This window comes from Sphingomicrobium nitratireducens (genome assembly GCF_026157035.1).
GTDB classification, from domain to species: Bacteria; Pseudomonadota; Alphaproteobacteria; order Sphingomonadales; family Sphingomonadaceae; genus Sphingomicrobium; species Sphingomicrobium nitratireducens.
In genome coordinates, this window is the sequence record NZ_JANJZA010000001.1 from 1,420,664 (window position 1) to 1,438,560 (window position 17,897).

Genomic DNA, 17,897 nt, shown 5'->3' on the forward strand with positions numbered 1-17,897 from the left:
CGCTTAGTCGCCGATGGCCAGCGATGCCAGCCTTTCGTTCATTTCGTCCCGTGCGCGGTGCAAACGCTGCTGCTCCGCAAATGCCTGTTCGTCGCCGTCCTGCAGGCGCCGCGTCGCCTCATCCAGTGCCGTTTCGATCTCCGCGGTCGCGGCGATCGTGTCGAGCGCCAGCTTCAGGTCCCGCATCGCCGTGCCCTGGTCGGCATCGGGACGGGTGAAACTGAAACCCATGGCCGTGCGGGGCGGGGCGCCCAGTCCGTCCGAGGCCAATATGGTGGCGATCCGCGCGCGATCAAGCGACTCGCCTGAAAGCGCGGCATCGACCAGATGGTTTCGCATCCGCGCCTGGCTCGGATCCGAGATCGGAAGGGCTGCCAGCGCCTCGACATCTTCGCCGATCGCCTCGGGGAACAGCGCATAGCCGTAGAGCATCGCGCCCACCACCGGCCCGCCGATCCCGGCGCGGGCAATGTCACGCGCTTCAGAGCCGACCGGCGGGGCAGGGGGGACCCATCGCCCGCGCTTCTGCTGCCAGCGCCCGCCGCCCGCCTCCCGTTCGCCGCGCCCAACCAGCTTGTCGAAACGCGCCAGCCATTCCTCGCGGTAGAGCTGGGCGAGGCTCGGATCGCCGATCGTCTTGGCGTGATCCATCAGCCGCTGCTTGAGGCCGGCGCGCGCTTCGGGCGTACCGAGCGGGGCCGCGTCGCGCTCGTGCCGCCACAGGCGGTCGACCAGCGGCTCGGCCTCTTCGAGTAGTGCCTCGAACGCGCCCTTGCCGCCTTGCGACACGATATCGTCCGGGTCCTTACCCGAGGGAAGCTCGACGAAGCGCAACGAGCGCTCAGGGCCGAGCAGGGGCAAGGCGCGCATCGCCGCGCGGACCGCGGCTTTTTGCCCCGCCGCATCACCGTCGAAACACAGGACCGGTTCGCCCGTGAGGCGCCAGAGCAGATGGAGCTGGCCCTCGGTCAGGGCCGTGCCGTTGGGCGCGACCGCGTCGGAAATGCCCGCCTGGTCCAGCGCGATCACATCCATATAGCCCTCGACCACGATCACGCGGCCCGAAGCGCGCGAAGCCGCGGAAGCAAGGTCGAGATTGTAGAGCTGGCGACCCTTGTCGAAGAGCGGGGTCTCGGGAGAATTGAGATATTTGGGCTCGCCCTGGCCGATGATGCGCCCGCCGAACGCGATCACGCGCCCGCGCGCATCGCGGATCGGGATCATCAGCCGCCCGCGGAAACGATCGTAGGGCTCCTTGTCCTCGACCGAGATCAGCATGCCGCTGTCGACCAGCATCGGGGTCTCGAACTTGTCGAGCGCGCGCTTGAGCTTGCCGCGACTGTCGGGGGCGAAACCGAGCCGGAATTTCTTCACCGTCGCGGGGGTGAGGCCGCGCTTCTCGATATAGCGCCGCGCTTCGCCGCCTTCGATCCCGGCAAGCTGCTTCTCGAACCAGTCGGCCGCGCCCTCGGTGACGTCGATCAGCCCGGCGCGTTTCTCGGCCCGTTCGCGCGCCTGCGGATCGGGGGCAGGGACTTCCATCCCGACCTTGGCGGCCAGTTCCTTGACTGCGTCCATGAAGGCGAGCCCGCGATAGTCGGTCAGGAAGCCGATCGCGTCGCCGTGCGCGGAGCAACCGAAGCAGTGATAGAAGCCCTTCTCGTCATTGACGTAAAAGCTGGGCGTCTTCTCGTTGTGAAACGGGCAGCAGGCCTTGAATTCATTGCCCGCCTTGATGAGCTTCACGTCCTGACCGACGACACTGGAGACGCGCGTGCGCGCGCGAAGCTCGTCGAGAAAGGATTGGGGAAGGCTCATCGAGCCTTACTGGCCCAACAACGCCTTCTTCGCCAGCGCGCTGGCCTTGGCCGGTTCGATGGTCGCACCGTGGCGCGCGCGAACCTGGCCCATAACCGTGCCCATGTCCTTCATCGAGGAGGCGCCGGTCTCGGCGACGATGGCGCGAACCGCGGCCTCGGCGTCCTCGTCGCTCATCTGCGCGGGGAGGAATTCCTCGATCACCGCGATCTCGGCTTCCTCGGCGAGCGCGCGATCCTCGGCGCCGCCCTTCCTGTACATCTCGACCGATTCGCGGCGCTGCTTGACCATCTTCTGGAGCACGGAAGTGACGTGCGCGTCGTCGTCCTCGACCGGACCGCCAGTACGCGCCTCGATGTCCTTGTTCTTCACTTCCGACTGGATCAGGCGGATCGTCGCGACCTTGTCCTTCTCGCCCGCCTTCATGCCCGCGATCATGGCAGCCTTCAGTCGCTCGCGAATCATCTCGCCGTTCCCTCTGTTTGTCGGAAAAGACCACGATAGCCGGAAATATCTCAAAACACAGCGTTGACGTTGCTGGCGGGCACGCGTAGCCGCTGTGGCTTAGCGACATCGCCGACATTCTTGCCGAGGAGCGCCATTGATGGCCGACCCGATCCCCACCCGTGCGCAACCCACAGGGGCCACGGGAGTCATCGTTTTCGCCGACGGCAGGACGATCTGGGGACAGGGCTTCGGCGCCACCGGCGAGGCGGTCGGCGAGCTTTGCTTCAACACCGCGATGACCGGCTACCAGGAGGTGATGACCGATCCCTCCTACGCCAAGCAGGTGATCGCCTTCACCTTCCCCCACATCGGCAATGTCGGCGCAAATGCCGAAGACGTAGAGGCGGGCGAGGCGCATGCGCTCGGGTGCATCGTGCGCGAAGCGGTGACACAGCCGTCCAACTTCCGCTCCGACTGCGACTTCCCCTGCTGGATGCGCGACCATGGCCGCATCGGCATCGCCGGCGTCGACACGCGCGCGTTGACCCAGATCGTGCGCGAGGAAGGCCCGCCGACCATCGCCATCGCGCACAGCGAAACGGGCGAGTTCGACCTGGACGCACTCCGGAAAATGGCCGCCGACTGGCCCGGGCTCGAGGGCATGGACCTCGCCAAGGAAGTCTCGTCCAAGCAGCTGTTCGAATGGACCGACGGCGGCTGGAACTTGGGCGAGGGGTACCGCCTCGACCATGCCGACCCGAACGCGCCGCACGTCGTCGCCATCGACTATGGCGCCAAGCGCAACATCTTCAGGAACCTCGTCGAGGCCGGCGCGCGGGTCACCGTGGTGCCCGCGACCGCGAGCTACGACGAGATCATGCGCCATGATCCCGACGGCTTCTTCCTGTCCAACGGCCCGGGCGATCCGGCCGCGACCGGTCAATACGCCATCCCCGTCATCCAGAAGCTGCTCGAGACGAGAAAGCCACTGTTCGGCATCTGCCTTGGCCACCAGCTGCTCGCGCTTGCCGTTGGCGGCGAGACCGAAAAGATGTTCCAAGGCCACCGCGGCGCCAACCACCCGGTCAAGCGCTGCGAGGATGGGATGGTCGAGATCACCAGCATGAACCACGGCTTCGCGGTCAAGCGCACGGGTCTTCCGAACCACGTCAGGGAAACCCACGTCTCGCTGTTCGACGACAGCAATTGCGGCATCGAACTCACCGACCGGCCGGCGTTCAGCGTCCAGTACCACCCCGAGGCCAGCCCCGGCCCGATGGACAGTTTCTATCTCTTCGAAAAATTTATCGGGATGATGAAGTAAATGCCTGCACGCAAAGACATCTCTTCTATCCTCGTCATCGGCGCGGGGCCTATCGTCATCGGGCAGGCAGCCGAGTTCGATTATTCGGGCTCCCAGGCGATCAAGGCGCTCAAGGAAGAGGGCTACCGGGTCATCGTCGTCAACTCCAACCCGGCGACCATCATGACCGACCCGGGCATGGCGGATGCGACCTATATCGAGCCGATCACCGCGCGCGTGGTCGAGAAGATCATCGAGAAGGAGAAGCCCGACGCGATTCTGCCGACCATGGGCGGGCAGACTGGCCTCAATTGCGCGCTGACGCTCAACAAATTGGGCATCCTCGAAAAGCACGACGTCAAGCTGATCGGCGCGACCGCCGAGGCTATCGACAAGGCCGAGGACCGCGAGAAATTCCGCGCGGCGATGGACAGCATCGGGCTTGAAAGCGCGCGCAGCGGTATCGCGCACAGCTACGAGCAGGCGCTCGAAGTGCTCGAAACGACGGGGCTTCCGTCCATTATCCGTCCCAGCTTCACCCTGGGCGGCACTGGCGGCGGGGTCGCCTACAACAAGGAAGAGTTCGAGCAGATCGTCAAAGGCGGGCTCGACGCATCGCCGACCAACGAGGTGCTGATCGAAGAATCGCTCCTCGGTTGGAAGGAATATGAGATGGAAGTCGTGCGCGACCGCGCCGACAACGCCATCATCATCTGCTCGATCGAGAATGTCGATCCGATGGGCGTGCATACCGGGGATTCGATCACCGTTGCCCCCGCGCTGACCCTGACCGACAAGGAATATCAGCGCATGCGCACCGCCTCGATCGCGGTGCTTCGGGAAATCGGCGTCGAAACAGGCGGTTCGAACGTGCAGTTCGCGGTCAATCCCAAGGATGGCCGGATGATCGTCATCGAGATGAACCCGCGCGTCTCACGCTCCTCGGCACTGGCGTCGAAGGCGACTGGCTTTCCCATCGCGCGCGTCGCGGCCAAGCTTGCGGTCGGCTACACACTCGACGAGCTCAGGAACGACATCACCGGCGGCGCGACCCCTGCCAGCTTCGAACCCACCATCGACTATGTCGTCACCAAAATCCCGCGCTTCGCCTTCGAGAAGTTCGCGGGCGCGCAGCCGCTCTTGTCGACCGCGATGAAATCGGTGGGCGAGGTGATGGCGATCGGCCGCAACTTCGCCGAGAGTTTCCAGAAGGCGCTGCGCGGCACCGAAACCGGCCTTACAGGCCTCGATCGCGCGCCCGAACTTGACGGGGCCGACGAGGAAGCGATTGCCAACGCGCTGGGCCGCGCCACCCCGTTCCGCATCCTCGCCGCGGCCGAAGCGCTGCGCCAGGGCTTCTCGGTCGAGAAGGTCAACCGCATCAGCCACTTCGATCCCTGGTTTCTCGAGCGGATCGAGGAAATCATCGCGGCCGAGGAGCAGGTCCGCGAACATGGCCTGCCGCGCGATCCTGCGGCCATGCGCCGGCTCAAGTCGATGGGCTTTTCGGACGCGCGCCTCGCGCAGCTCTCGAAACGCTCCGCCCATTTCGAACTGTCGCAGAAAGCCGAAGGCTCGGGCGTCGTCCACGACGCCATGAAGGCGATGACCGGCGGCGTGACCGAGGAGGAAGTGCGCTCGCACCGCCGCAAGCTCGGCGTGCGCCCCGTCTTCAAGCGCATCGACAGCTGCGCCGCCGAATTCGATGCGGTGACGCCCTATCTCTACTCGACCTACGAAGCGCCGCTGTTCGACGTGCCGGTCGACGAAGCCGGCGTGTCGGACCGCGAGAAGGTCGTGATCCTGGGCGGCGGGCCCAACCGCATCGGGCAGGGCATCGAATTCGACTATTGCTGCGTCCACGCCGCCTTCGCTCTCGGCCGCGATCGCGGCGAAGAGGCGCCGGAAGACCGCGGTGCCGGGCTCGAGGTCGTGATGGTGAATTGCAATCCCGAGACCGTCTCGACCGATCCCGACACGTCGGACCGCCTCTATTTCGAGCCGCTGACGACCGAGGACGTCCTCGAGATCATCGAGACGGAGCGCCAGGCGGGCAGCCTTCGCGGCGTCATCGTCCAGCTGGGCGGCCAGACCCCGTTGAAACTCGCCGCGGACCTCGAGCGGGACGGCATCCCGATCCTCGGGACGAGCCCCGACAGCATCGATCTCGCCGAAGACCGCGAACGGTTCGCGACGCTCGTCAACAAGCTCAAGCTCAAGCAGCCCGAGAACGGCATCGCGCGCAGCCGCGACGAAGCGGTCGCGGTCGCCGAACGGATAGGGTACCCGGTGCTCCTGCGCCCCAGCTACGTGCTGGGCGGTCGCGCGATGGAAGTCGTCGACGGACCCGAGCAGCTCGATCACTATATCGCCACCGCAGTGCAGGTGTCGGGTTCCTCGCCGGTCCTCATCGATCGCTATCTTCGCGATGCGATCGAGGTCGATGTCGACGCGATCTGCGACGGCAGCAACGTCGCCGTGACGGGCATCCTCCAGCATATCGAGGAAGCCGGCGTCCATTCGGGCGACAGTGCCTGCTCGATCCCGCCCTTCAGCCTGCCGCCCAGGATCATCGCCGAGATCGAGCGCCAGACCCGCGAACTTGCGCTCGCGCTCGAGGTGCGGGGGCTGATGAACGTCCAATATGCGGTCAAGGACGGCACGCTCTACCTCATCGAGGTCAATCCGCGCGCCTCGCGGACCGTGCCCTTCGTCGCCAAGGCGATCGGCCGCCCGATTGCCAAGATCGCCGCCAAGGTGATGGCCGGCGCCTCGCTGGCCGAGTTCGCCACGATCGACCGCGACATCGATCATGTCGCGATCAAAGAGCCGGTCTTTCCCTTCGCGCGCTTCCCCGGCACCGACCCGGTGCTGGGACCGGAAATGAAGTCCACCGGCGAAGTGATGGGGATTGCAGGCAATTTCGACGCCGCCTTCGCCAAGGCGCAGCTTGGGGAAGGGACGCGCCTCCCCGACGGAGGCTGCGTGTTCATCTCGGTCAAGGAGAACGACAAGCGGCAGATCCTGCCCGCCGCGCAGGCGCTCGACGCGCACGGTTTCTCGATCATCGCGACAGACGGCACCGCCGCCTTCCTGTCCGACAACGGCGTGCGCGTCACGCGCGTCAACAAGGTCGCGCAAGGCCGCCCGCACATCGTCGACAAGATCAAGGACGGCGAAGTCAATCTGGTCTTCAACACGACCGAAGGCTGGCAATCGCTAAAGGACAGCCAGGCGATCCGAGAGGCCGCCCTCAAGAGCCACACGCCTTATTACACGACCGTCGGCGCCAGCGCCGTGGTCGCGCGCATCATCGGCAAGGCCAATCCGGAAGCGCTTGAAGTCCGGTCGCTCCAGTCCTATTATTCCGGCAACTGAACATTCCCCTGCATCCCCTACAGACGGGCCGCTGACCCAAGCGGCAGCAGGGCGGTTTTGACGAAGGATGCGATTGAAATGGCGAGCGAAAAAGTCCCGATGCTGGCAGAGGGCCACCGCAAGCTTTCCGAAGAAGTGAAGCGTTTGAAGTCGATCGAGCGGCCCGCCGTGATCGATGCGATCGAGGAAGCCCGCGCGCACGGCGACCTTTCCGAGAATGCCGAATATCACGCGGCCAAGGAACGCCAGGGCCAGATCGAGGCGACCATTGCCCATATCGAGGACCAGCTGGCCCGCGCGATGGTGATCGATCCCACGACCCTGTCGGGCGACAAGGTTGTGTTCGGTGCGACCGTCCACCTCCTTGACGAGGACAACAAGAAGGTGACGTACCAGCTGGTCGGCGAAGGCGAGGCCGATGCCGCTTCGGGCCGCATCAACTTCAATTCGCCGCTCGCACGCGCGCTCATCGGGCGCAGTGTCGGCGAGGAGGTCGAAGTGACCACCCCCAAGGGCGAGCGTTACTACGAAATCGCCAAGGTCGAGTTCATCTAGTCCGATGACGTTCGCCGCCCTCCGGCGAACGGCGAGCTTCTGGCTCGCGATCGTCTCGGTCGCGATGCTGGTGCTGACCAGCTTCATGGACGGCGAGAGCCGCGGCAATCTGTTCGTGGCCGCGGGCGTCATTCCGGTGCGCCTGTCGGGTTTCGACCTGCCGGGCGCGGTGCCGGCGTGGCTCACCCCGCTGACCAGTGCCTTTCTCCACGCCGACTGGCTTCACCTTCTCACCAACATGCTGCTGCTCGTGTGGTGCGGGCTTCAAGTCGAGCGCATCATCGGGCCGCTCCGCCTGACCGCACTCTATCTGCTGGGCGCGCTCGGTGCCGCGATCGTCCAGTGGCAGTGGGACACGCTTTCGACCGCGCCGATGATCGGCGCGTCGGGCGCGGTCAGTGCGATCATCGGCGTCTTCTCGCTGGCTTACGGTCGGCCCAAGCGCGTGACAGGGCAGCCCGCTGCGGACAGGGCGATCCATGCCGCCTGGCTGCTCGCCGCCTGGGTCGTCATCCAATGGATGGTCGGCGTGCTTGGCGAGGGGGCGGGCTATGCGATCGCGACCCCCGCGCATGTCGGCGGGTTCGTCACCGGGCTGGCGCTATGGCCGCTCCTCAAGTCGCGTCCGAAGAAGGACCTCGCATGATCGCCTTCGCCCTTGCCGCCACGCTCGCTGCCGCCGACCCCGCTTGCCGTGGCGGGATGGTCGATGTCGGCGATTATGGGCTGCATACGACGATCGAAGGCGAGGGGCCGGTTGCGGTCGTGTTCGAGAGCGGCAACGGGAATGACGGCACTGTGTGGGCCGACATGGCGGCGCGCCTTGCCGGACGCGGTTATACCTCGCTGCGATATGATCGCGCCGGGCTCGGCCAGTCGGCGCCGCGCCCGGGTGATGCCTACGATGTCGACAATGAAGTGGCGGCGCTACGCGGCCTGATGGACCGGTGCGGGGTCGAAGGGCCGGTGCTCATCGTCGCGCACAGCTATGGCGGGATGATCGCCACGCTGATGGCGGCGCGCGACCCGCGAGTGAAGGCGCTCCTGATGCTCGACGCGACCAATGCCGGAACCGAAAACCCGGCGCGGATCGAGAAATTGCTGACGCTGTCGCGGGCGCGCTACCAGGAACTGCGCGATTACGACCGGGATTTGGCCGCCCACATCATCCCGCTGATGGAAGCGTGGGGCGACACTGCCGCCAAGGCGCGCGCGGCCGCAATTCCCGACGAGATCCCGATCTACCTGCTCGTGCGCGGCATCGCCGGCAGTCCTGATGACGACCTCGAGGAATGGCAGTCCGGCATGGCCGCCTTCGCGGCGGGGGGACCACGGCGTTACATGGTCGTCGCGCCCGGCATGGGGCACAAGGTCGCGGCCGAGCGCCCCGACTGGGTCGAGGCCTCGGCGTTGCAGCTGCTGGATTATATCGAACGAAACGCCGACTAGCCGGCGGTCTCGGGCTCCACTTCCGGCTCGAGCAGCCGATGCAGGTGGACGACCACATACTTCATCTCGGCATCGTCGACGGTGCGCTGCGCGGCGCCGCGCCAGGCGTCTTCCGCACTGGCGTAACTGTCATAGATGCCGACGAGATCGATCGAATCGAGATCGGTGAATTCGAGGCCGCGCGGATCCTTGACCCGCCCGCCGAAGACGAGGTGAAGCTTGCTCATGGGCGGCCCGCTAGCAGCAAATCCTGCCTTTGCGAACCGCCCAAATGGCTCCAGCCAAACATTATTTGCGCTTGGCGGCGTCGATCGCTGCGTCGGTCGACTGGCGCACCGCGTCGGCGGCGCCCTTGACGATATCGCGCAGCACGTTCTCGCCGCGATCGGTCGTCAGGCCGCGGTCGGCGAGCGTCGCCTTGCCCGCGCCCTTGGCGGCATCATAGGCCGAATGGGCGCGGCGGTTGATATCGCCGCCGACATTGGACAGCGCTTTCCTCTCGCGATCGGAGCGCGGCAGCAGCGCGCCGATGATCAGGCCGAGGGCAAGTCCGCCACCCAACGCGAGCAGCGGATTGTCCTGAATGCCTTCGCCGGTCTTGCGGCGGGCGTCGCGGGCGCCCTGGCGGGCGCTGTCATAGGCTTCGACGGCCTTCTCGCGCGCATTGCCGTAGGCGGCCTTCGCATTGTCCTTGGCGTCGGCATAGGCCTGGGTCACGCTGGCTTTTGCCTGTTCGGTCTTGTCCTTGACACTCATCGTGCTTCCTCCGTTGATTTGCTGGCGCGGGCCCCCTTGCGGGTCGGCTCCTCGATGGTCGCGGGCGGTTCGTGCCGCGACGTCGGCGCGCCGTCTTCTTGGTCTTCCTCTTCAGTGTCGTCGCCGGTCATCGCGTCGTAGGCGTCGGCCGCCCATTCACCGACCTTGCCACGGGCAAGAAACAGCCCCACGGCCGCGGCAATTCCGCCGACAAGCCAGGGCTTGTTCCTGGCGGTGACGACCATGTCGTGCGCGGCCCGATTGGCCTTGTCCTTGGTCATCTCCCACACCTGATCGGCAACGAGGTCGGGGGCGAGCCGTCGTTTGCCCTCGCCGATGGCGTGCTTGACCGAGGTCATCAACTTGGCCCGCTTCAATTCGACGAGATTCTGGGCGTCGAGCACCTTAGGATCGATCGTCATTCGCCGCCCTCCAGCTTGCCCTTGGCGACCATTGCGAGCAGTCCCGCGATCGCGAACGCGAGCACGGTCGATACGAGGCCGCCGGCGAGCGGTCCGATCAGCGTCGCGAGCGCGGCCCCGATCGTCACGAACAGGGTTACCGTGCCCGCAACGCCGAGCAGGAAGGCGAGCCCGAGCAGCATGGCGGGCATTCGATAGCGCCCGACCTCGCTCAGGAGCTTCACTTTCGCCAGCTGGATTTCCGCTTCCGCCAGCTCGCGCGCGTCGCCAACGACCTTTCCCAGAAGGTCGCCGATCGACTCGTCAGGGTCGAAGTTCTGCGGATCGCGTTCCTTCAGCATCGCGCCCCAGCAACCCTCAGTCGCGGTCGCGTTCGGCGTCGAGGCCCGACTGGACGAGGCGCGCAAGCGCGAAGCCCACGATCGCGGCGCCCGCGAGGGCGATGCCCGGGCTCTTGCGCACGAAGCTGCGCGTGTCGTCGATCAGCTCGTCGGGATCCTTGGCGGCGAGACTCTTGGCGGTATCGTCGAGATAGGCCGCGGCCTTGCGCGCATAGTCGCCATATTCGGCGCCGAGCCGGTCATCGAGCCCCTCCGCGGTATCGCCTACAAGACGTCCGATATTACCGATCGCCTCGCTCGATCGCTCGAGGCCTTGGCCGACGAGACCGCGGGCCTTGCCCGCCGCCTCGCGTGCGACCGTGTCGCCGCCTTCCTTGATCTTGGCGACCGCGCGTTCCTTGGCGGTCGGTTCCGCCGTGATGACGGCGGTGTCGCTCATCATCGTGTCAGCTTCGGTCAGCACCTCGGCTTCCGGCGGCACGGGCGTGCCAGCGGCGGGCGACGTCTTCGCGGCGCCCGGAATGATCTTGTCCGTCCCTTCGGGGAGATTCGTTTTTTCTGTCACCATTTTCGCTACTTCCCTCCTTTGGGAAACCAACCCGCGAGCCCGAAGCTCGTTCCGGAACTGATACGGAAAGTTGCACAGCTCGGCGCGGCCCGTATAGGGGCGTTCGACACAATCTTCCGCCCTCGGCAGAAAAGGCTCCATCATGACCGCGATCGTCGACATCTTCGCCCGCACCATCCTCGACAGCCGGGGTAACCCCACGGTCGAGGTCGACGTCACCCTGGAAGACGGTTCGATGGGGCGCGCGGCAGTACCTTCGGGCGCCTCGACCGGCGCGCACGAGGCGGTCGAGCTGCGCGACGGTAACAAGGCGCGCTGGAACGGCAAGGGCGTCGACAAGGCGGTTGCTGCGGTCAACGGTCCGATCAGCGACGCCATCCTCGGATACGAGGCGGAAGAGCAGGCCGAGATCGATGCGGTGATGCTCGACCTCGACGGGACCGACAACAAGTCCAAGCTCGGTGCCAACGCGATCCTCGGCGTCAGCCTCGCCACCGCCAAGGCGGCCGCCGACGCGCGCGGCCTGTCGCTGTTCCGCTATGTCGGCGGCGCGGGGGCCAATACCCTGCCGGTTCCGATGATGAACATTCTCAACGGCGGCGCGCACGCCGACAACCTGATCGACTACCAGGAATTCATGGTCATGCCGGTCGGAGCGGAAAGCTTTTCGGAGGCACTGCGCTGCGGCACCGAGATCTTCCATTCCCTGAAATCCGAACTGTCCGAACGCGGCCTGTCGACCGCAGTCGGCGACGAAGGCGGCTTCGCGCCCGCGATCAAGTCCGCCCGCGAGGCGCTCGACCTCATCGGCGAGGCGATCGACGCGACCGGCTACAACCTCGGCGAAGACGTGTTGATCGCGCTCGACGTCGCTTCGACCGAATTCTTCCGCGACGGCAAGTACCACCTCGAAGGAGAGGGGCGCACCCTTTCCCCCGCCGACATGGTCGAGGACCTCGCCAAGCTGTGCGCAGAATATCCGATCGTCTCGATCGAGGACGGCATGGCCGAGGACGACCTCGAAGGCTGGAAGCTCCTGACCGATCGCATCGGCTCGAAGGTCCAGCTGGTCGGCGACGACTTGTTCGTCACCAATTCGCAGCGCCTGAAAATGGGCATCGACAATGGCCTCGCCAATTCGATCCTCGTCAAGGTCAACCAGATCGGCACGCTCACCGAGACGATCGAGGCAGTGCGCATGGCGCAGACCCACGGCATGACCGCAGTAATGAGCCACCGCTCGGGCGAGACCGAGGATTCGACCATTGCCGACCTCGCGGTCGCGCTCGGCTGCGGGCAGATCAAGACAGGGAGTCTTGCCCGCTCGGACCGCACAGCCAAGTACAACCAGCTGCTGCGCATCGAGGAGGAGCTGGGCGACAATGCCGACTATCCCGGCCGTGATGCCTTCCGCGTGAAGATTTCGTCCTGACGCCTGAATTTTCTTGGCTTTTCGGGCATCTTATGGCCTTATTGAAGTCATGACGGTGGCATCGAAAAGCGTGGGGCTTCTGAAGCGGGCGGTATTCCCGGCGCTGACCATCGTGATCGTCGGCAATTTCGCGGGTTACGCCATCGCCGGCGACAACGGCCTGCTGGCCTGGGAAGGCTATTCGCGCCAGCTCGAGGAGCGCAAGGTCGAGCTCGCCAAGCTGGAAGACGAGCGCGATCGCCTCAAGCATCGCTCGGCGCTGCTCAACCCCAAGAAGGCCGATCCCGACATGGCCGACGAGCTGGTGCGCCGCGATCTCGGGCTCGTCCATCCCGACGAAGTCATCATCCCGCTCGACTGAGCGGAGCCTTCGCGACAACTCGCGCATTGCCTTTGCCGTAGCGGCAACCCTATAGGGCGCTGCGAACCTTGCATCGTCAGACAGAGGGCCAACACGTGGCGCGTCCCGCGAAGAAAAAAGCCGCAACCGGCAAGACTCCCCCGCTCGGAAACAAGGAGCGTCCGCCCGAGCCAAAGCGCTACAAGGCGAAGAAGGAAGAGCTGCTCGACTTCTACAAGCAGATGCTGCTCATTCGTCGCTTCGAGGAGCGCGCGGGCCAGCTCTACGGGCTCGGCCTGATCGGCGGCTTCTGCCATCTCTATATCGGCCAGGAAGCGGTCGCGGTCGGCCTCCAGTCGGCCATGGAAGTCGGCAAGGACAGCGTCATCACCGGCTATCGCGACCATGGCCACATGCTCGCCTACGGGATCGACCCCAAGGTAATCATGGCCGAACTGACCGGCCGCGAGGCGGGCATCTCGCGCGGCAAGGGCGGCTCGATGCACATGTTCAGCGTCGAGCACGGCTTCTATGGCGGGCACGGCATTGTCGGCGCGCAGGTGAGCCTGGGCACGGGCCTTGCCTTCAAGCACCAATATTCGGGCGATGGAGGCGTGAACCTCGCTTACTTCGGCGACGGCGCGGCCAATCAGGGCCAGGTCTACGAAAGCTTCAACATGGCGGAGCTGTGGAACCTGCCGATCATCTACGCGATCGAGAACAACCATTATGCCATGGGCACCAGCGTCGAGCGCTCGGCGTCCGAGCCCGATTTCTACAAGCGCGGCGAGAGCTTCCAGATCCCCGGCATCCAGGTCGACGGCATGGACGTTCTCGCGGTGCGCGGGGCGGCCGAGGTCGCGCTCGAATGGACCCGCTCGGGAGAGGGGCCGATCATCCTCGAACTCAAGACCTACCGCTATCGCGGCCACTCGATGAGCGATCCGGCCAAGTATCGCACGCGCGAGGAGGTCGACAGCTACAAGAAGGAACGCGACCCCATCGACCGCATCAAGGCCGACCTCGAGAAGGCCGGCGTGTCCGAGGAAGACCTCAAGGCGATCGACAAGGAAATCAAGGACATCATGGTCGAAGCTGCCAAGTTTGCGGAGGAAACGCCCGAGCCCGAGGCGGCCGAGCTCTACACCGACGTGCTGGTGGAGACCTACTGATGGCGAGCGAACTGAAGATGCCGGCCCTCTCGCCGACGATGGAAGAGGGCACGCTGGCCAAGTGGCTGGTCAAGGAAGGCGACGCGATCGCCGCCGGCGACATCCTCGCCGAGATCGAAACCGACAAGGCGACGATGGAATTCGAGGCGGTCGACGAGGGCGTGCTGCTCAAGATCCTCGTTCCCGAAGGCACCGACAATGTCGCGGTCGGCAGCGCCATCGCGGTAATCGGCGAGGAAGGCGAAGATACCGGTGGCTTGTCCGCCGCGGCTTCCGCTGCACCCTCTGAAGTCGAGGACGTTCCGGGCGAAGGCAAGGATGTCGGTCGAGAGGAGAGTGAGGCCGCGATCACGAAGATCGACATGCCCAAGGTCGCGCATGTCGATGCGAACCTCCCCGAAGGCACGACGATGAAGTCGACCAGCGTGCGCGAGGCGCTGCGTGACGCCATGGCCGAGGAAATGCGGGCCGACGAACGCGTATTCGTGATGGGCGAAGAAGTCGCGCAGTACCAGGGCGCCTACAAGGTGACGCAGGGCCTGCTCGACGAATTCGGCGACAAGCGCGTGATCGACACGCCGATCACCGAATACGGCTTCGCCGGCGTCGGTTCGGGCGCGGCGATGGGCGGGCTGCGCCCGGTCATCGAGTTCATGACCTTCAACTTCGCGATGCAGGCGATCGATCACATCATCAACTCGGCGGCCAAGACCAACTACATGTCGGGCGGCCAGATGCGTTGCCCGATCGTGTTCCGCGGCCCCAACGGCGCCGCCTCGCGCGTCGCAGCGCAGCACAGCCAGAATTACGGGCCGTGGTATGCCAGCGTGCCGGGCCTCGTCGTCATCTCGCCCTACACTGCGGCCGATGCAAAGGGCCTGCTCAAGGCCGCGATCCGCTCGGAGGATCCGGTCGTCTTCCTCGAAAACGAACTGCTCTACGGGCAGAGCTTCGACGTGCCCGATGTCGACGACTATGTCGTTCCCATCGGCAAGGCCCGCATCGCGCGCGAGGGCAGCGACGTCACTATCGTTTCCTATTCGATCGGGGTCGGGGTCGCGCTCGAGGCCGCCGAGACACTCGCGGGCGAGGGGATCGACGCCGAGGTTATCGACCTGCGCACGCTGCGCCCGCTCGACACCGCGACCGTGCTCGCGAGCCTTGCCAAGACCAACCGCATGGTCGTGGTCGAGGAAGGCTGGCCGGTTTGCTCGATCTCTTCGGAGATCATGGCGGTGGCGATGGAGCAGGGCTTCGACGACCTCGATGCGCCGGTCATGCGCGTGACCAATGCCGACGTGCCGCTGCCTTATGCCGCCAACCTCGAGAAGCTCGCGCTGATCAAACCGGCGCAGGTGGTCGAGGCAGCCAAGGCCGTCTCCTATCGCTGAGGCCGAGATCGGCCCCGACCGCCGCCTGGCGCTGCATCATTTTCCCGCAGCGCTGCAGGATGCGGTCGAGGCGGTATTCGCCATCGACGCCACCTTCGCCGAGATCGTGGCAGGCACGAGCGAGCCGCAGGTCGGCGCGATCCGGCTCGCCTGGTGGCGCGAAGCGCTCGAACGCCTGGATCAGTCGCCGCCGCCGCCCGAGCCGCGCCTCGAAGCCGTCGCGCACGAATTGCTTCCACGCGGCGTGAGCGGCGCAGCGCTTGCCGCGATCGAAGATGGCTATGCGACACTCCTCGAGGAAACGCCCGATCCAGACCGCATCGCCAGAGGCGGCGCGGCCTTGTTCGAGGCGATCGCGCGGCTACTCGGCGAGGACGACCCGATGCTCGCACCGGCTGGTGGCGTCGTGATGCTGGCGCGGGTGAGGGGGCTCGTCACGAGCGACCTCAAGCCCGCAGTGCTCCCGCGTTTCGCTGCGCTCAAGGGACACCGCTTCGCCAAGCCGCTGCGCCCCTTGACCCTGCTCGCCCGGCTCGCCGCGCGCGATTTCCTGCGTAGCCGTCCCGAGGCCGAGGGCACGCCCGGCCGCGCCTTCGCGATGCTCAGCCACCGATTGTCGGGGATCGTGACGGGGGCGAATTGACCGCACAGGCCCGCCCGGCGTAGAAGGTCAGCGCCGGATCGCCGTGGAGAACATCCATGAAGCGTGTCGTTGCCGGTATCCTCGCCGCCCTGCTGCTCACCACCAGCGTAGTCCTGTTCGTCCAGTCGCGCGCCTCCGCCAGCGAAGCGATCGACTTGCCCGCGATGCCCACTGCGGAAGAAGAAAGCGAAACACGCGAGCTGCCGGTCATTCCGGAGATCGCCGAGCCGCCGGAGGCCGACCCGCTCAGCAAGGAAGAGAAGCGCTTCAACCGCGTCGACAAGGATCGCGACGAGGCGATCACCTTGTCCGAACTGGTCCACCCGCGCCGCAAGGCCTTCGCGAAACTCGACCTCGACGGCGACGGCAGCCTGCGCTTCGAGGAATGGGCGATCAGGACGATCGAAAAGTTCGACGGCGCCGATGCGGACGGCAACGGCCTGCTGACCCGCGCCGAATATGCCACCACCGCGCCCAAGCCGAGAAAGCCCAAGCCCGCCTGCAGCTGCTAGGCGGGTTCTAACGCTTTCGTCCCTGTCCGCGCCGCCCAGTCGGCGAAGGCATCGCGCGCGCGCTCGGTATATTTGAGGCGGCGATTGGCCTTTTTCATCTTGCCCTCGATCGGCGGGAACAGGCCGAAATTGACGTTCATGGGCTGATAGGTCTCGGCCTCGGCGCCGCCGGTGATGTGCGACAGCAGCGCCCCGAACGCGGTTTCGACCGGCGGGGCCTCGAACGTTTCGCCTTTGGCTTCGGCTGCGGCGAAGCGCGCCGCCATCAGCCCGACCGCAGCGCTTTCCAGATAGCCCTCGCAGCCGGTGATCTGCCCCGCGAAGCGGATATGCGGCATCGATTTCAGGCGCAGTTGCTCGTCGAGCAATTCGGGGGAGCGGATGAAGCTGTTGCGATGGATGCCGCCGAGCCTAGCGAACTCTGCCTTCTCGAGCCCCGGGATCATGCGGAAGATTTCGGCCTGCGCGCCATATTTGAGCTTGGTCTGGAAGCCGACCATATTCCAAAGCGTGCCGAGCGCATTGTCCTGCCGCAGCTGGACCACGGCATAGGGCCAGCGCCCGGTGCGCGGATCGTCGAGCCCGACCGGTTTCATCGGCCCGTGGCGCAGCGTGTCGATGCCGCGTTCCGCCATCACCTCGATCGGCATGCAGCCCTCGAAGTAGGGCGTGTCCTTCTCCCACTCCTTGAACTCGGTCTTCTCGCCGTCGATCAGCGCCTGGACGAACGCCTCGTACTGCGCCTTGTCCATCGGGCAGTTGAGATAATCCTTCCCGTCACCCTTGTCCCAGCGCGACTGGAACCAGGCAATGTCGGTGTCGACGCTGTCGCGATGGACGATCGGCGCGATCGCGTCGAAGAAGGCGAGCGCATCCTTGCCCGTGGCCTCGGCGATGCTTTCGGCAAGGGCGGAACCGGTGAGGGGGCCGGTCGCGACGATGGTGAGGCCGTCGCCCGGCAGCGCATCGACCCGCTCGCGCACGACGGTCACGTCGGGATGGCCCGCGACCTTGTCGGTCACGCTTTGCGCGAAGCCGTCGCGGTCGACCGCAAGCGCCGAGCCGGCGGGCACGCGATGTTCGTCGGCGCAGGCCATGATCAGTGACCCCAGACGGCGCATTTCCTGGTGGAGCAGGCCGACCGCATTGCTCGTCGCATCGTCGGAGCGGAAGCTGTTCGAACAGACCATCTCGGCGAGGCGCTCGGTCTCGTGCGCGGGCGTCGTATCGCCGCCGCCGCGCATCTCGAACAGGCGCACCTTGAGGCCGGCTTCGGCCAGTTGCCAGGCGGCTTCGGAACCGGCGAGTCCGCCGCCGATGATGGTCACGTCATGGGTCATGGCGCCGCCCTTAGCCGCTGCGTCTCCATG

The 17,897-nt window shown here is 65.8% G+C and carries 19 protein-coding genes; 11 read left to right on the forward strand and 8 right to left on the reverse strand.

Annotation, left to right across the window (positions count from 1 at the left end; translation table 11 throughout):
* Window positions 1–3 precede the first annotated feature (3 nt).
* Together dnaG and NNY25_RS07360 are read right to left on the reverse strand one after the other, a co-directional pair.
* Window positions 4–1,818: a DNA primase gene (gene dnaG / locus NNY25_RS07355; RefSeq protein ID WP_265570696.1), complete on the reverse strand. Its 1,815-nt coding sequence runs from the start codon at window positions 1,816–1,818 to the stop codon at window positions 4–6.
* Window positions 1,819–1,824: 6 nt separating this feature from the next.
* Window positions 1,825–2,283 carry a GatB/YqeY domain-containing protein gene (locus tag NNY25_RS07360; protein WP_265570697.1) on the reverse strand — a complete coding sequence of 153 codons (459 nt, stop codon included), beginning with the start codon at window positions 2,281–2,283 and terminating at the stop codon, window positions 1,825–1,827.
* Between the two features lie 139 nt (window positions 2,284–2,422).
* Here NNY25_RS07360 and carA point away from each other — a divergent pair, with 139 nt between their 5' ends.
* The 5 genes from carA to NNY25_RS07385 all read left to right on the forward strand — a co-directional run bounded on the left by carA (window position 2,423) and on the right by NNY25_RS07385 (window position 8,950).
* Window positions 2,423–3,589 (forward strand): glutamine-hydrolyzing carbamoyl-phosphate synthase small subunit, encoded by a 1,167-nt coding sequence (gene carA / locus NNY25_RS07365; RefSeq protein WP_265570698.1) that lies wholly within the window; start codon window positions 2,423–2,425, stop codon window positions 3,587–3,589.
* A complete protein-coding gene (gene carB, locus NNY25_RS07370) occupies window positions 3,590–6,946 on the forward strand; it encodes a carbamoyl-phosphate synthase large subunit (RefSeq protein ID WP_265570699.1) in 3,357 nt (1,118 codons plus the stop codon).
* 78 nt (window positions 6,947–7,024) lie between these two features.
* Window positions 7,025–7,501, forward strand: a complete 477-nt coding sequence (greA, locus tag NNY25_RS07375; protein WP_265570700.1) for a transcription elongation factor GreA — start codon at window positions 7,025–7,027, stop codon at window positions 7,499–7,501.
* 4 nt (window positions 7,502–7,505) lie between these two features.
* Window positions 7,506–8,147, forward strand: a complete 642-nt coding sequence (locus NNY25_RS07380; protein WP_265570701.1) for a rhomboid family intramembrane serine protease — start codon at window positions 7,506–7,508, stop codon at window positions 8,145–8,147.
* Complete coding sequence (locus NNY25_RS07385; protein ID WP_265570702.1) at window positions 8,144–8,950, forward strand: alpha/beta fold hydrolase; 807 nt, start codon at window positions 8,144–8,146, stop codon at window positions 8,948–8,950. The genes NNY25_RS07380 and NNY25_RS07385 overlap by 4 nt, the downstream gene beginning before the upstream one ends.
* Here NNY25_RS07385 and NNY25_RS07390 read toward each other — a convergent pair.
* From NNY25_RS07390 to NNY25_RS07410, 5 genes are all read right to left on the reverse strand, one after another.
* Complete coding sequence (locus tag NNY25_RS07390) at window positions 8,947–9,177, reverse strand: DUF4170 domain-containing protein (RefSeq protein ID WP_265570703.1); 231 nt, start codon at window positions 9,175–9,177, stop codon at window positions 8,947–8,949. The two genes, NNY25_RS07385 and NNY25_RS07390, sit on opposite strands and share 4 nt — an antisense overlap.
* Window positions 9,178–9,238: 61 nt before the next feature.
* Complete coding sequence (locus NNY25_RS07395; protein WP_265570704.1) at window positions 9,239–9,706, reverse strand: hypothetical protein; 468 nt, start codon at window positions 9,704–9,706, stop codon at window positions 9,239–9,241.
* Window positions 9,703–10,110 carry a hypothetical protein gene (locus NNY25_RS07400; RefSeq protein WP_265570705.1) on the reverse strand — a complete coding sequence of 136 codons (408 nt, stop codon included), beginning with the start codon at window positions 10,108–10,110 and terminating at the stop codon, window positions 9,703–9,705. Before NNY25_RS07400 ends, NNY25_RS07395 begins: the two co-directional genes overlap by 4 nt.
* Before the next feature lie 14 nt (window positions 10,111–10,124).
* Entirely contained in the window at window positions 10,125–10,469 is a 345-nt protein-coding gene (locus NNY25_RS07405) for a phage holin family protein (RefSeq protein WP_265570706.1), read from the reverse strand.
* Window positions 10,470–10,485: 16 nt separating this feature from the next.
* Entirely contained in the window at window positions 10,486–11,037 is a 552-nt protein-coding gene (locus tag NNY25_RS07410) for a hypothetical protein (RefSeq protein ID WP_265570707.1), read from the reverse strand.
* A gap of 142 nt (window positions 11,038–11,179) precedes the next feature.
* Between NNY25_RS07410 and eno the strand changes: the two genes are divergently transcribed.
* The 6 genes from eno to NNY25_RS07440 all read left to right on the forward strand — a co-directional run bounded on the left by eno (window position 11,180) and on the right by NNY25_RS07440 (window position 16,527).
* Entirely contained in the window at window positions 11,180–12,469 is a 1,290-nt protein-coding gene (gene eno / locus NNY25_RS07415; protein ID WP_265570708.1) for a phosphopyruvate hydratase, read from the forward strand.
* A gap of 49 nt (window positions 12,470–12,518) precedes the next feature.
* Complete coding sequence (locus tag NNY25_RS07420; protein WP_420854323.1) at window positions 12,519–12,830, forward strand: FtsB family cell division protein; 312 nt, start codon at window positions 12,519–12,521, stop codon at window positions 12,828–12,830.
* Window positions 12,831–12,925: 95 nt separating this feature from the next.
* On the forward strand, window positions 12,926–13,981 hold the full coding sequence (gene pdhA, locus NNY25_RS07425; RefSeq protein WP_265570710.1) for a pyruvate dehydrogenase (acetyl-transferring) E1 component subunit alpha: 1,056 nt from the start codon (window positions 12,926–12,928) through the stop codon (window positions 13,979–13,981).
* The gene (locus tag NNY25_RS07430) at window positions 13,981–15,372 is read left to right on the forward strand and encodes a pyruvate dehydrogenase complex E1 component subunit beta (protein ID WP_265570711.1); all 1,392 of its coding nucleotides are present in this window, start codon (window positions 13,981–13,983) and stop codon (window positions 15,370–15,372) included. The genes pdhA and NNY25_RS07430 overlap by 1 nt, the downstream gene beginning before the upstream one ends.
* Before the next feature lie 25 nt (window positions 15,373–15,397).
* Window positions 15,398–16,015 (forward strand): squalene/phytoene synthase family protein, encoded by a 618-nt coding sequence (locus NNY25_RS07435; RefSeq protein ID WP_420854352.1) that lies wholly within the window; start codon window positions 15,398–15,400, stop codon window positions 16,013–16,015.
* 56 nt (window positions 16,016–16,071) lie between these two features.
* Window positions 16,072–16,527 (forward strand): EF-hand domain-containing protein, encoded by a 456-nt coding sequence (locus NNY25_RS07440; RefSeq protein WP_265570712.1) that lies wholly within the window; start codon window positions 16,072–16,074, stop codon window positions 16,525–16,527.
* Here the strand turns inward: NNY25_RS07440 and trmFO are convergent.
* On the reverse strand, window positions 16,524–17,867 hold the full coding sequence (gene trmFO, locus NNY25_RS07445; RefSeq protein WP_265570713.1) for a methylenetetrahydrofolate--tRNA-(uracil(54)-C(5))-methyltransferase (FADH(2)-oxidizing) TrmFO: 1,344 nt from the start codon (window positions 17,865–17,867) through the stop codon (window positions 16,524–16,526). The two genes, NNY25_RS07440 and trmFO, sit on opposite strands and share 4 nt — an antisense overlap.
* Between the last annotated feature and the right edge of the window lie 30 nt (window positions 17,868–17,897).

What these genes read in the sequence shown, in the direction of transcription:
- dnaG (WP_265570696.1), bottom strand. Translation starts at nt 1,818, where the DNA reads ATGAGCCTTCCCCAATCCTTTCTCGACGAGCTTCGCGCGCGCACGCGC.
- eno (WP_265570708.1), top strand. Translation starts at nt 11,180, where the DNA reads ATGACCGCGATCGTCGACATCTTCGCCCGCACCATCCTCGACAGCCGG.
- NNY25_RS07395 (WP_265570704.1), bottom strand. Translation starts at nt 9,706, where the DNA reads ATGAGTGTCAAGGACAAGACCGAACAGGCAAAAGCCAGCGTGACCCAG.
- greA (WP_265570700.1), top strand. Translation starts at nt 7,025, where the DNA reads ATGGCGAGCGAAAAAGTCCCGATGCTGGCAGAGGGCCACCGCAAGCTT.
- NNY25_RS07440 (WP_265570712.1), top strand. Translation starts at nt 16,072, where the DNA reads ATGAAGCGTGTCGTTGCCGGTATCCTCGCCGCCCTGCTGCTCACCACC.
- NNY25_RS07405 (WP_265570706.1), bottom strand. Translation starts at nt 10,469, where the DNA reads ATGCTGAAGGAACGCGATCCGCAGAACTTCGACCCTGACGAGTCGATC.
- carB (WP_265570699.1), top strand. Translation starts at nt 3,590, where the DNA reads ATGCCTGCACGCAAAGACATCTCTTCTATCCTCGTCATCGGCGCGGGG.
- NNY25_RS07360 (WP_265570697.1), bottom strand. Translation starts at nt 2,283, where the DNA reads ATGATTCGCGAGCGACTGAAGGCTGCCATGATCGCGGGCATGAAGGCG.
- NNY25_RS07380 (WP_265570701.1), top strand. Translation starts at nt 7,506, where the DNA reads ATGACGTTCGCCGCCCTCCGGCGAACGGCGAGCTTCTGGCTCGCGATC.
- NNY25_RS07420 (WP_420854323.1), top strand. Translation starts at nt 12,519, where the DNA reads ATGACGGTGGCATCGAAAAGCGTGGGGCTTCTGAAGCGGGCGGTATTC.
- NNY25_RS07430 (WP_265570711.1), top strand. Translation starts at nt 13,981, where the DNA reads ATGGCGAGCGAACTGAAGATGCCGGCCCTCTCGCCGACGATGGAAGAG.
- trmFO (WP_265570713.1), bottom strand. Translation starts at nt 17,867, where the DNA reads ATGACCCATGACGTGACCATCATCGGCGGCGGACTCGCCGGTTCCGAA.
- NNY25_RS07390 (WP_265570703.1), bottom strand. Translation starts at nt 9,177, where the DNA reads ATGAGCAAGCTTCACCTCGTCTTCGGCGGGCGGGTCAAGGATCCGCGC.
- carA (WP_265570698.1), top strand. Translation starts at nt 2,423, where the DNA reads ATGGCCGACCCGATCCCCACCCGTGCGCAACCCACAGGGGCCACGGGA.
- NNY25_RS07385 (WP_265570702.1), top strand. Translation starts at nt 8,144, where the DNA reads ATGATCGCCTTCGCCCTTGCCGCCACGCTCGCTGCCGCCGACCCCGCT.
- NNY25_RS07410 (WP_265570707.1), bottom strand. Translation starts at nt 11,037, where the DNA reads ATGGTGACAGAAAAAACGAATCTCCCCGAAGGGACGGACAAGATCATT.